The organism is Kurthia sp. ISK08 (assembly GCF_046159805.1).
Lineage (GTDB): Bacteria > Bacillota > Bacilli > Bacillales_A > Planococcaceae > Kurthia > Kurthia gibsonii.
The window spans coordinates 122,664-136,229 of sequence record NZ_JBJXHL010000004.1 but is presented as its reverse complement, the minus strand read 5'-3'; the positions used below and the strand labels follow the sequence as shown (position 1 = coordinate 136,229).

The following is a 13,566-nucleotide window of genomic DNA, read 5'->3' as shown; positions in this document are numbered from 1 at the left end:
GAATATTCAATTTAGTTTCATGGTATAGAATAGCATAATTCTTTATTTGATACAAAATTTATAGGTGGTGTAGGAATGAAATTAGAGCTAGATATCTTTGATGAATTAGAATGCCAATTAAAGGAGTTGGTTATCTCTGCTACTAGAAAAGCATTGATTGAGGAGAAAAAACAACCAATAACTAAAGAGTGGACGTCTCTAAAAGAAGGTGCTGAGGTTTTTCAAATGATGGCAGGACGGTATTCAGATAAGATTAATATTGATATTTACTTAAAATCATTTTCTTCAGATAATGTAACGATAGATAGAGCAAGTGGTAAAAGTATTTCAATGAATAATCCTACTCTAACTATTGGGCTATATGTCCAACCATCTGTTATTCAAGAATTGCCATCAAATTTTTCGAATCGTGGGCTAACTCAGAGATTTTTGTTCTTCTTACCTAAATCATTTATAGGAAGTAGAAAAATAGAGACTAGAGAAATTCCTAATGATTTAGAAATGGCCTATAAAAAGAATGTCCGACAGTTATTAGAATTAAAATTACCTAGTAATAATACAAGTGAGAATAATTCAAAAACTGGACCAGCGATACCTATTACATTGGATGATGAAGCTCAATTATATTTGATTCAAATTCAAACAGAAATTGAAAGAATGCTGAGAAATCAAGATGTCAATCCGGACTTTAAAGGGTGGCTTGGTAAATTATGTGGTCAAATTTTAAGAATTACCGGTTTGATACATATCGCTGAAAATGCAAGTTCAGATATAAATGATATCAAGAAAACTATTAGTAAAGATACATTGATAAAAGCAGATAGTTTAAGAAATTACTTTATTGAACATGCTGAACAAGCATTTGGAATAATTGGTGAAAATGAAAATTTAGATGATGTTAAATATCTTTTAAACAAGTTAAAATTAGATAAATATAAGGGACAAGGAAGAATTGAAATGCATGAAATGTGGCAGGTTGTAAAAAAGAGATTTAAAAATCAGATCAATTAAAAATAGTACTTAAATATTTAGAAGAACGTAACTATATAAAAGTAGATAAAGAAGGAAGAAAAGAAGTTATTCTTGTTAATCCTTTGCTATGAGACTAATTAGGGGAACTAGGGAGATTTAAGGGGATTGCAAATTGTTGTAGTAATATACGAATTTAAAGGGGTAAAATAAAATAGGGTAATTAGGGAACTTAATTGTAAATTATTTATTAAAAGGGCGATTAACTTTTATTGTATATTAACACTTAATTATCCCCTAATACCCCTAAAACTCCATTTGATTATACGTATAGCCTTGTTTTTTAGGTGCTGGTAAAGGACTAAGTATCCCTAATTCCCCTAATAAAGAATGTTTTTAAAGGTACTAAAAGTGAAGATATATTAAATCAGGAATAAAAAGTTCGAGATGGTTACTGGATTGACGCTTTCTATTTGGAGGTGAAAATATGAACCGATTTAGCAAATGGTCAATAGGCTTAATGATTATAGGACTTTTATTATTTGGATTAAATAGGGTACTAGAGGGTTTTTCTGAACTGATTGTACTTTTTAGCTTTATTTCCTTCTTAGTAGGAATTGTATTAAGTTTTATAGCAATTGCTAACCAGGAAGAAGGAACTTTAAAATTCATTTCACTCATTTCTTTCTTCGTTGTGTTGTTTTTAATTACTTGGTTTGAACCATTTCAGTTCGTTCGAATTTTTACTTGGCTAAAGAATATCTTTTAACAGTGAAAATGTCAGAAGAGCAAAATTTGGAACCAGAGCCATTCAAATAAAAAGCGTATTCGGTATGAGAAGCGAATACGCTTTTTAAAAAATTAAAAAAGAAAGGGAGGAGGTATTGGATGAAGATAATTGACCTTTTAAGTTTAAATGAAAGAGTAAGTTATGACAAAACAATGGAATCATTGGATAAAGCAGAAACATTATCCGGTGTAATATTTTACATCGCTAAAGCACGTTAGATATTGTTTAGAGCAGAAAGACGCTATCAAAAAGGCTGGAAAAAGGTGGAATCTGAATGAGGAATGTAACGTTGGAAGAATTCTTTATAGAGGTTGAAAAAGAAAATAAATACTTACAGGTGTCTACAACTTACAGAAAGGAAACTGCAAAACAGGCATTGTATGTATTAAAAACTGTGCAAGATGTGAAACCTTTTTATAAACGTGATGAAGCTTTAGAATGTGTATCTAAAGTACTTTGTGCGGCAAATTTGGAGCGACAAAAAGATGTAGCAAAAATATTGAATGTTATTCTAAATGATTTATTTTTGAATAAAAATATGTCTGTAGAATTTAAGGAGCATTTAGCAGAGCGTAACAAAAATAGAGGGAATATCATCTTAAAATATTTTGAGTAACGGTATCGTATAGTCTTCTTCTTTTGTATATTTACTAAAATTAGCTAGGAACAACTTGCTTCTCCATGATATATTATTCTATGTTATTTTATTTGCAGACCGTTTATTGGTTTTGCGATTGATTTTACTAATTACAGCCTTTGTGGCTGATCTACTTTAAAGGGATATATGTACCCTTTAAATAACTACGATCAGCTATAAAGGCTATTTTTTATGTCCTTTTTAGGAATAATAATTACCTTTTGGCTTAATAAAAAATTAAGTAAAAGGGGATGTGTGTAGCAAAAATATGAGAATACAAATGAAAAGGAATGATGTATATGGCAGAAAAAATAAAAACAGGAAAGGATGATTGCTAAAAAATTCGGAATAAAGCGAAAGGAGAGAATGACGCGAAAATAGTACAACTGAATAAATAACTGATGACATTTCATCACTGTAGGAGGCGTATACACATCAGAGAATGTATTAGTATTAATCTGCGTTTGTAATTTTTTCTCTCTGGACAAATGAAAGGTGTGAGCGTGTGGGTTATCAAGTTAAGAGTCGAGGGGGGAACCGACTCAAATATCAAATTGAGCAATGTATTAATTCAGTAAACAAAGTAGGTTCATCTAAGAGAGATGCTAAAAAGTATGGTGTCTCTCAAATACACTCTTATAAACAATTGAAAGAAGTTTTAAGTGTTAGCCAGAACTTTGGTAAATGGTTGTTGGACCAAGGGGTTAAGGATCTATTTAAATTAAAAAAGGCTCATTATCGTAAATATATAGAATATATGCAACAAAAAGAAGTCTCAATAAGGCATTTGATTAACGTAGAGACAAATCTAAGATTACTAGATAAGGGTATGAAGCATATTTCCAATGCTAAAGGCTACAGTAATCGAGCTTGGATTCCTAAAGAACGAATATTTCATTTTTATAATAGGGATAAACCAATAAATCGCTCCATTTCAGATGAAAGGGCTGCTGAAATTTATGAAAGACTTTCTACTAGTGCAAAGATTGGTACGGATCTACAAATGGCTTTTGGGGTACGTTTAAAAGAAGCTTCAAAAACTATTTGTGCTTTTATTCATAGACAAGAAAATGAACTATTCTGGATAGCTTCAGATGACCCGAAAGCAATCAACTCCGCCAAAGGTGTTACTAAGGGGGGCGTTCACGTAAAGTACCATGTCGTCCAGGTTATGAAGAAAGAATTATGAACCTTATAAAAAATAAATCTGAGAACGATTATTTGGTTCCAGTTCATTATAATACTTTAAAATCTGCCTATTATCGTGCTGGACTTGTTGAGGGTTCACATGGATTAAGGCATACCTATGCTCGCTATCTGCTTAATTTAGAATTTGAAAAGTATGGCATTGAGTTAAAAGGTAGGCGCATGATGACACAGATGATAGAAAATAAAGCTGCAGGCTATCGTAAAGATCATTTGGTTTCTTTACAACAAAGAGAGTTGTATAAGCTAACAAATGAAATTATGGATACTATTCATGGGTATTTAGGACATGGTAGTAATCGTATGGATTTGGCAGAAGTTTATCTTACTGAATAAAGAAGAAATATTATTCGTTGTATTATTTTAGTCTGTAATTTGAAGATCAATAATGAAAGGAATGAATACTTATAATTACTAAGAAAGCGAATATCGCAAAATTAGGTTTTGTTGGAATAGGAATGGGAGGATCTAGACTTGCTGCAGAATGTACTGATTACATCTCAAAAGATACTGAATATCCTTATAATAGCCTTCTGGTAAATATGAATAAGGGAGATGAAGATTCAATATGTTATAACAATGTTTCGGGCCAAAGGAAAATACTTTTAGGATCTGGAAAAGGGACTGGAGTTGATCCCGCAGTTGGGTATTATATTTTGGATAAAGAAAGAATCAAAATTGAAAGAGCTATAGAAGAACAATTTAAGGAAAGTGATTTTATTTTTGTGACAGTTGGTTTAGGTGGAGGAACTGGAACAGGAGCATTACTGGAAATAATAAAAACACTTGAAATAAAAGGGTATAAAAATATAATTGGTTTAATGCTTATTCTTCCTCGAATTATACAAGGTTCTACTAAAATAAATAATACATTGTCACCGTCAACCCAAATTGAACATTTTTTGCTCATTAAGGATGAACACTTTTTATTCGGTAAAGATTCTTTGTTGATGTTTTAAACGATGACTTTCATTGTTCATATGAATGACCTCGACTCTGTGTAACAGGCGGTCTAAAATAGCAGTCATCATCCCTTGGTTATCCACTAACTCTGTCCATTCTTCTGGACTTCGATTTGATGTCAATATTAGCGAACTTTGTTCGTATAGCTGATGTACGAGTTGAAAGAATAAAGTGGCTTCCCGTTGATCTAAAGCCATATACATCACATCATCAATAATAATTAAATCTGATGCTCTCAAACGTTTTAATTGGATTTGTGAGCGATGTGTAAATTCTTCTGTTTTCAATAACTGAATTAATTCTCCCATTGTTATGAAATAGACTTGAAAGCCTTTTTGAATGGCTTCAATGCCTAAGCCTACGGCCAATAATGTTTTCCCTGCACCAGGTGGTCCCAAAAGAATTAAATTGTAACTTTGCTCTAACCATTGGAACTCCTGCAGCTGTTTCATTTGGCGCTCTGTAATCGCTGTTTGCTCCTCTAACTGAAACATATGCAACGGCTTATGGTATGGGAAACGTGCCCACGATAAACGCTTTTCGATACTCTTTTCTTCTCGTCTTCTAAGCTCTAATGTTGTTAGTTCATCAATAAATTCTAAATATGTCCACGATACTTGTTCCGCTTGGCGGAGAAGCTCTGGGAGCCCCTCAGCGGTTTCTGCTAAACGTAATTGCTTAAATGCCTGTTGGATATCTGCCACACTTTTACTCATATTATTTGCCTCCCATACGTTGAATGTATTCTTTTAAATCTCTCGTTTGAACTGCTATTGCTAGCGATTCTTTTGATTCTTTTACAGTAGTTATTGGCTGCTCAGGTTCGATATTTGTACGCTTAAAATAGGCGACAACGTCTCGGAACTCATTTGCGCTGTATAACTTTTCTTGAATACATTTATGTATTGCTGCAGATAACCATTCGGGATTCTCTTTCGCAATTTTTTGGAATAACAATAATTGATCTCTACGATATCGACCGTATGTATGACAAACATCTTGAATATATTGTTCGGCCCCATCATATGGAAATAAAGTGAGCACATTTCGTTGTAACTCATCGAGCGACTTAGAGCGATCACGTCCATGATTTAGATTTTTTATCAACTTGCCTTTTTCTAAACTGATGGTATGTTCCGCAAGTATTTCGCCAGTATGCGGTGCTAAGATTTTTAATTTTTGCCCTTGGGGCACTATTTGTACGACTGGATAATTCGTATAGGTTCCTAGTGGAACGGAATATCGATTCGATGTGTACCGGACTGTGTTGTCCTTGTTGACATTCCTTGTTATAATTTCTGTATGGTTGCTTTCTAATATAGGAAGCGGTGTAGAGACTTTTTTTAAGTGTTGCTTTTCCAGGAGAAACACTTCGAAAGGTCTCTTTTTTGTTGTATTGTGCACTTTATAATTCCCGGTACGTTCTAACCATTTTAAAGACCTCTCATTCCAGTCCTCAAGTGTTGTATAAATTCGATTTTTAGCGAAATTATATTTTACGTATTTTACAACACTCTCTATTTTACCTTTGGATTCGGGATCTGCTTTGCGGCACAGATAGATTTTAAATTTCCGGTCTTTTATATACTGTTGAAATTCCTTTGTTAAAATGAGGTCGCCTGCATTTTCACTTACCGCAATTAAATTGTCTTGATCGTACACAATTTCATCTGTTATACCGCCATAAAACTGAAAAGCTTTTTCGTGACAGGCTATTGTATCTCTTGTCGTAAAAGGACGATCTAACCACACAGTGAATTTATGTCGAGAGTGCGCTAACACAAAGGCAACGAAGTATAATTTCACTTCTTTACCACCTGATGTTTTTTGAATAGTTTGTCCCCAATCTACTTGTAATTGCTTCCCTGGTGGCAGCTCAATGACCGCTTCGTATTCACGGGGTTCATCTACCTTATCAATTTGATAAATTTCGCGAATTTCATTTACATAACGTCTAACTGTACTTTCCCCAACATCAATTTCAGGGTATTTCTCTTGTAGCCAATCTAAAACTTGTGCCCCTGTTAAGCTTGGAAACTCAAGTAACCAACCTACAATCCAATCTTTGTATTCATCCAGCTTCTTCTTACGGCCAGTCTGACTAAACTCATTTACTGCATCTTCAAATGACATATCTAAATATTTATACACGGTATTACGTGATATTCTTAGTCGCTTTGCAATTTGCACAATCCTTAATCCACGATCACGCAATTGATGAATTTCGATATGTAACACAAGCTTCTCCTCCATTAGTACAGCCTCCTATTAAACTGATATTTCCAGTTTACAGGAAACTATTGAATTGGTGAAAAAGTGTTCAATTGAAATGAGCAAAAACTGTTAATTTTATTTTAGCGGTTACATACATTGCATAAATTAGACCAGCTAGAATATTTATATAATCACTTTTCATGGTTAATAACAATAGATAATGAAAAAATATTTAAACACTTTACAAATAAACAACTTAACATTTCTACCAGAGAATATTGTAGAGCACCGTTTGAAACTATTGTTAAATTCTTGGATTGTTTAAATGAGATTCATGGTGTTACTTTTGAACAGATATTAAGAATACCCTGTTGGATTAACATAGGTCCATATGAAGTAGAAAATGGAAAATCATTAAATCAAATAAAAACAATCTTTCCTTGCGATAAAAATTTCAGCAATAATTCAATTTCGGCAGCTATATCTCAGCATATAGATTAGGATGATATAAAGGGAAAATATGAATCATTTATTGTTGAGGAAAGATTGTAGTTAAGTATAATTGACTTTATACGTTACCAAAAGTAAATGAAGTAATTAATTCTGTAAAATAAAATTTTTATTTCCATTAAATGTGTGAATATAGCAAAAAAGGAAGAGGTTATTAACCCTTCCTTTTTGCAATAAAATATATAGGTTTCTTAAAAACTCATTATTAAAATTACGATTAATTGGAATATAAATTTCCTGTACAGTAAGGACACATATTCTTTTCCCAAAGCTTATGAAAAGTATTAATATTTACGATGCATTTACAGCTTTTACAGGTAATGCTTTCTCCTTCAGAAAGACTTATCTTTTCATAAATTTCTTGAGGAGAGTAAATATATCGGCGGACTTTATCATGAATTGGTGCATATTCTAGCCAAAAATTGAATTGATTTTCACTTTTATGTAGAGAATAAGTGCTGGAGTAATCTATGGCGTATATATTTACTCGCTTTTCGTTATCTTCTACTTTATTAGATACGTCTTTTTTTCTTATGTGAATTAATCTTTGATAAAATAAATCTGAAAATTCCGATGTGTTAAGAAGTTCGATATTTTCCTTTGTTATTTCTATTGCAAAGTGACTAGACTTTTTTTCTCTACAGAAATCTTCAATGTCTTTTAAAATCACATTTACTTTATTATTAAATAAGATGTTATTTCTTTTAGTTTGGCCACGAGATTTTACAGCAGATTCTATCATATCTTTGTTTATATACTGAAAAGGTCTACCTTGGGTTAATGCGTCAGTTCTATATGCAAAGTAATTGTCAATACAATCACTAAGCATCAATCCGAAATCTCTACTATTTCCCATTGAAGCAATCACTAAATCTTGAAAGACATCTTCGTTTCGAAACAAGGTACTATAATCAACGTTGTATGCATTTAAAAATTTAATCAGACGTTTATTTACTAGACTTTTAAAATAGTTAATACATCTACTTCTTTCATGAAGAGAGTCTTCATAAATTAATGAAGTATCTAAATTTATAGAATGAGGTAAATCTGCACCTCTAACTAGTTGATGTAAATTCCCCCTGCCAGGTACAAATGCTATCCAAAAGTAAATAGGAGAGCCATTTATTTTATCTATGAAATTAGCTGTATATTCTTGTATGTTTTGGTTGTTATATATTTTTTCCCACTCATCTATATAAAAAACTACTGAATTTAAAGAAAGTTTATTTATTAAATGTACCAAATTATCTTTGACACTAGCTAGATTTAGATAAGATAGATAATCATTGTTTTTAGATAACTTTTCTGAAGACTCATCTATTTGTTTACTTAATAGTTCGCTTGATAAAGTAAGCCCTTTTTCTTTAATGCTACCATTAACTTTACTACAGATTTCATCAATTTCTTTATAATAATTTTCAAGCGATAAGCTACCAGTGCTAATTTCAGAAATTTTTTCATTACCGAGACGACTAATATTTTTAAAGTTAATTATCATAATTAAGGCTTCAGTTAAAGCGGTAATAGTTTCCCGATCATTTTTTCTAAAAAGTAATTTTAATTCTTCAAAAATATTGTCAGCTTCAATATTTTTTATTAATCGAAGAATTTGAAATTGTATTTGTTCGTACAAGTAAATACTAAAAATACGATTAAAAAGTTCTGAATTGGTATTTTCAGGAAAAGAGATATTTTTTAGATTAATATAAATTGATAGAGTTTTATGTTCTTTTATAGAACTATTGAGGTTATCATTTGCTAATAATAATAGATGGGTTTTGCCTGTCCCTCTTTCTCCATAGATAATACCACTTGAGTTTTTTGATTTTTCTATTAGAGTGTTTAAAAATTGATTATTGTCTACATGTAAATCTTGTAAATTTGAAATTATTGTTTTACTATTATGATCTTCAAAGTTAATATCGTCTTTTAAATTAGTAAAAGCATCTTTTATTTCTTTTATAAAATTAGAATCATTAATAAAAGCATCAAGTTGGGCCATGCTTATCAAACTCCTTTCAACTACTTCTAAGTACATTATAGGTAATTTTAATCAGAATAGCATAGAAAAAAATATTTTACGGAGAACTGTAGCTTAAAATTATAAAAATCAAACTTGAATCTCCTGAATAAGAATCTCTATTGATCAATCTTTTTTTCATTTAGTACTTCTTTTAATTTATCGTGAAATAAAAAGTTGATAAATATAAGTGGCTAGTATTAGTACTCATATAGCAAATAATTGGTACCAAAAGCTATAGGAAATTAGTATTTAAAAATTAATAGCTTTTAAGAAATGATAAAGGAAGTCTCTTTCTGTATCCTTTAGATGAATAAAACCGTCGAAACTTAAAGGTTTTGAAGTGACCCCTAAAAGTTAGACACGGTTATTTCATCAGGCAACGGTTTGGGTATGCGTTCGATATTGTATCGGACTCATGCCTTTTAATTTTGCCTTGATGCGTTTCGTGTTGTAATACGTTATATATTTTTCAAATTCTTTTTTAAAATGTGCCACACTTTCAAATTCCTTCAAATAGAGAAATTCAGATTTCATAATCCCAAAGAAATTCTCCATCACTGAGTTGTCGTAACAGTTACCTTTACGCGACATACTTTGCGTAATCCCTCTTGATTGAAGTGTTAGGCGATATTTCTTCATTTGATAGTGCCAGCCTTGATCGGAATGCATTAATAATTGATGTTCCTCTGGTAATCTTTCTAAAGCCTTTTCTAACATCTCTGACACCAATGAGTATGTTGGTCTTGAGCCGATTGTATAAGTGATAATTTCGCCATTAAATAAGTCTAAAACAGGTGATACATACAACTTTTCGCCACATAATTTAAACTCTGTAATATCCGTTACCCATTTTTCGTTCGGGGCTTCTGTTGTAAATTGACGATTTAAAAGGTTAGGCGCGATTTTACCAACCGTACCTTTATATGATTTATATTTTTTCATTCGTACTAAGCACTTTAAACCGAGTTCTTTCATAATCCGTTGCACTTTTTTATGGTTCACTTTTTGTCCGCGATTCGCCAATTCATCACGAATACGGCGGTATCCATAACGCCCTTCATGTTCGTTGTAAATGGATTGAATTTCGGCTTTTAGTTTCGCATTGGGATCAGAACGATGCATCTTCTTCACTAAACGATAGTATGTGCTACGCGGAATGCCTGCGAATGCGACAGGTGCCTTCACCGAGTATTTAAACCTTAATTCGTAGATGACTTTTACTTTGTCTTCTTTGGTGATTTTTCTTTGGCTTTAACTAAGGCATTCAACTTTTTTAAATACTCATTTTCCATTTCAAGCTGTTTAATTCGTGCTTGAAGTGCCTCTGGTGAACATTCTATTCCTACTTGTTTTTGGTGTTTCTTCACTTCTTTTTTCATGGATGGACGCCCCTTTTTCTTTGATTGAAGGGCATCGAGTCCTTGTGTTTCAAACTTTCTTTTCCAACTACGAACTGTAGAAGGCGTAGGTATCTTAAAGATAGCCGCTGTTTCAAGGAAGGACGTACCCTGTTCAATCATATAGTTGAGTACGTCTAGTTTAAACTGTATAGAGTAATTTGTATATCGCTTTTCAAAGGCTTTAACACCATGATACTCATACTGTCTCACCCAATTAAGAATCGATTTATCATCTGTACCAATCGATCTCGCTATGGTATATAAACTTTCCGCGCCGTTTATATACCTTAAAGCGGCTTGTATTTTTTCTTCTGATGAATATTTTGCCATATAAAAACTGTACCTCCAATTAGTAGATTTGTCTAATAATTGGGGTGCAGTTCATTTTGACGGTCTTTTTATTTGCTGATAAAATAAGGATTAGTATACGATCAAAACTTACCATCATAAATAAGTAATAAAAATGACTTTGGGGGATGAAAGATTGAAGTATGGCTATGCTAGAGTGAGCACAATTCATCAGGATTTAGAATCACAAATAAATATGCTTAAAAAGGAGGGCTGCGATAAAATCATTACTGAAAAAATTTCCGGGACAAAGAATAGTCGTCCGAATTTTGATCAGCTTATAGTTGAATTGAATGAAGGGGATACTTTAGTGGTTACAAAGGTAGACCGTTTTGCACGTAATACTAGGAATGCATTAGATGTCATTCATGATTTATTTAATAGAGGTATTAAGGTACATATTTTAAATATGGGGATAATCAAAAATACGCCAACTGGTAGATTGATTTTTTCTATCTTTAGTGCTTTTGCAGAATTTGAACGTGATATGATTGTTGAGAGAACCCAGGAGGGGAAACAGCTAGCCAAACAGCGACCAGGATTTAGAGAAGGACGTCCAAAAAAGTTCTCAAGAAAACAAATTGATTTGGCTCTCCAACAATTAGAAACCCATTCTTATAAAGAAGTAACAGAGATGACAGGAATATCTGGAAGTACTTTACTTAGGGCTAAAAGGTCAAAATCACTATAGTAAATACTTTATTTTTATTAGATAGAATTTTCTTTTGTCACTCAAAGGAGAAATACAGATGGAAACGTATGTTCCTATATGTTATAGTATATAATATAGTATTAATAACTTTGTAATTTATGTGTTAAGATAGCGGAGGTGATAAATTAATGATATTACGTAAAGATGCTACAGAGCAAAAATTAGCTGGAAGATATTATACACCTTACAACCTTGCTCAATTTATTATTGACTGGGGCATGGATCAAAATATTACAAATATACTTGAACCAAGTTGTGGTGATGGTGTTTTTTTAGAAGCTTTAGTAGGGTACGATGGTATTTTCAATTGTACAGGAATTGAAATATCAGAAGAAGAATCAGAAGTAGCTAGGGAAAGATTACTTGTAGATGATAGATTTGAAGTCATACATTCAGATTTTTACGAGTTTTACAATAAAAACCGATCGAACAGATATGATCTTATTTTGGGGAATCCACCGTATATTAGATATCAATATTTAACAGAAGAACAACGTGCTATTCAAAGTGATTTATTGACTTCTAATAATATGAAATCGAATAAATTAATTAATGCATGGGTAGCTTTTACAGTAGCAACTATTAGTTTAATGGCGGAAGACTCAAAGATTGCCTTTGTTATACCAGCAGAATTACTTCAAGTTAAATATGCTGAAAGTTTAAGAAGCTATTTAATGAATGAACTTAATGAAATTACATTATTGACGTTCAATGAGTTGATTTTTGATGGTGTTGATCAAGAAGTAGTTGTTCTACTTGGGAAGAAACGTTCTGATTTTGAAGGTGTTCATCAAATGAAAATTTTAGAGTTTAAGAACGTAAATGACTTAATTCAAAATTTTGATGAATACAATCATAACAAAGCCTTTCAAAATATAAATACTACTAGTACAAAATGGACAAAATACTTTTTAAGTACAGAAGAAAATATTGTTATTGATAACCTGATAAATTCTGACGAATGTATCCAGTTTATAGATATAGCTTCTGTAGATGTAGGAATAACTACAGGGAATAATTCATATTTTTGTGTGGATAGAGAAACTGCAAGACAATATGATTTAACAAATATATCAAAGCCTTTGATTGCTAGAAGTGTTAATATTCCGGGTGTAACATTTGACGAAGAAGATTGGCAATGGAATGTCGAACAAGGAGCCAAAACATTCCTTGTAGATTTTAATCTTGTGGAAGATGCAGCATTAACAGAAGGGCAAAGAGCTTACGTTCAATATGGTGAACAAAATAACGAACATACAGGATATAAATGTCAAATTAGAAATAGATGGTATGCAATACCATCTATTTGGGAACCAGATGCATTTTTCTTGAGAAGAAATTATCAATACCCGAAATTTGTCCTTAATAAATGTAATGCAGTAAGTACAGATACAATGCATAGAGTGTCTTTCTTATTAGGTACAGATCGTAAAAAGGCCATTCTTTCATATTACAACAGTATAGCTTTTGCATTTACAGAATTGGAAGCACGTAGCTATGGGGGAGGAGTTTTAGAAATTCTTCCTAGAGAATTAGAAAATGTAACGATTCCAAACTTTAATGATTTGATTATTGATGAGGACGTGATCAATATGTTATTTAATCATGTAAACGATGTAATTCGTAAAAATCGTAATATTGAAGAAGCTTTAGATTTAGTAGATCGAGCATTATTAATAGAAAGATTAAATATTCCTGAAGAAGTTGTTACGACATGCAGAAGTGTTTGGCATAAATTGAAGGATAGACGAATTCAAAGAGGTACTACTGGTAATAACTAAAATGAATCTTTTA

Annotated in this window: 12 protein-coding genes; 8 read left to right on the top strand and 4 right to left on the bottom strand. The window is 32.0% G+C overall.

All coding sequences use genetic code 11. From position 1 onward, the window contains the following. Positions 1-75 precede the first annotated feature (75 nt). The 6 genes from ACKVQX_RS09390 (at position 76) to ACKVQX_RS09365 (ending at position 4,561) form a co-directional block, all read left to right on the top strand. Positions 76-1,011: a DUF3987 domain-containing protein gene (locus ACKVQX_RS09390; RefSeq protein ID WP_409136252.1), complete on the top strand. Its 936-nt coding sequence runs from the start codon at positions 76-78 to the stop codon at positions 1,009-1,011. A gap of 445 nt (positions 1,012-1,456) precedes the next feature. Continuing rightward, positions 1,457-1,738, top strand: coding sequence for a hypothetical protein (locus tag ACKVQX_RS09385; RefSeq protein WP_409136251.1), 282 nt, complete (start codon positions 1,457-1,459; stop codon positions 1,736-1,738). Between the two features lie 295 nt (positions 1,739-2,033). Beyond that, positions 2,034-2,375 carry a hypothetical protein gene (locus ACKVQX_RS09380; RefSeq protein WP_409136250.1) on the top strand — a complete coding sequence of 114 codons (342 nt, stop codon included), beginning with the start codon at positions 2,034-2,036 and terminating at the stop codon, positions 2,373-2,375. A 526-nt stretch (positions 2,376-2,901) separates the two neighbouring features. Beyond that, on the top strand, positions 2,902-3,585 hold the full coding sequence (locus ACKVQX_RS09375) for a hypothetical protein (protein ID WP_409136249.1): 684 nt from the start codon (positions 2,902-2,904) through the stop codon (positions 3,583-3,585). After that, positions 3,582-3,938 carry a hypothetical protein gene (locus ACKVQX_RS09370; protein WP_409136248.1) on the top strand — a complete coding sequence of 119 codons (357 nt, stop codon included), beginning with the start codon at positions 3,582-3,584 and terminating at the stop codon, positions 3,936-3,938. Before ACKVQX_RS09375 ends, ACKVQX_RS09370 begins: the two co-directional genes overlap by 4 nt. Before the next feature lie 65 nt (positions 3,939-4,003). Next, on the top strand, positions 4,004-4,561 hold the full coding sequence (locus tag ACKVQX_RS09365; protein WP_409136273.1) for a hypothetical protein: 558 nt from the start codon (positions 4,004-4,006) through the stop codon (positions 4,559-4,561). Here the strand turns inward: ACKVQX_RS09365 and istB are convergent. The 4 genes from istB to ACKVQX_RS09345 form a co-directional block, all read right to left on the bottom strand. Next, entirely contained in the window at positions 4,529-5,281 is a 753-nt protein-coding gene (gene istB, locus ACKVQX_RS09360) for an IS21-like element helper ATPase IstB (protein ID WP_074036667.1), read from the bottom strand. The genes ACKVQX_RS09365 and istB overlap by 33 nt on opposite strands. A 1-nt stretch (position 5,282) precedes the next feature. After that, positions 5,283-6,803, bottom strand: coding sequence for an IS21 family transposase (istA, locus tag ACKVQX_RS09355; protein WP_405027609.1), 1,521 nt, complete (start codon positions 6,801-6,803; stop codon positions 5,283-5,285). A 703-nt stretch (positions 6,804-7,506) separates the two neighbouring features. Then, complete coding sequence (locus tag ACKVQX_RS09350) at positions 7,507-9,291, bottom strand: hypothetical protein (protein ID WP_409136247.1); 1,785 nt, start codon at positions 9,289-9,291, stop codon at positions 7,507-7,509. Between the two features lie 393 nt (positions 9,292-9,684). Then, a protein-coding gene (locus tag ACKVQX_RS09345; RefSeq protein WP_409136246.1) for an IS3 family transposase occupies positions 9,685-11,042 on the bottom strand; the annotation gives its coding sequence in 2 pieces (ribosomal slippage) (positions 9,685-10,565 and positions 10,565-11,042; 1,359 coding nt in all). 154 nt (positions 11,043-11,196) lie between these two features. Between ACKVQX_RS09345 and ACKVQX_RS09340 the strand changes: the two genes are divergently transcribed. Beyond that, positions 11,197-11,751, top strand: coding sequence for a recombinase family protein (locus ACKVQX_RS09340; RefSeq protein ID WP_409136245.1), 555 nt, complete (start codon positions 11,197-11,199; stop codon positions 11,749-11,751). A gap of 149 nt (positions 11,752-11,900) precedes the next feature. Beyond that, positions 11,901-13,553 (top strand): Eco57I restriction-modification methylase domain-containing protein, encoded by a 1,653-nt coding sequence (locus ACKVQX_RS09335; RefSeq protein ID WP_409136244.1) that lies wholly within the window; start codon positions 11,901-11,903, stop codon positions 13,551-13,553. Positions 13,554-13,566 lie beyond the last annotated feature (13 nt).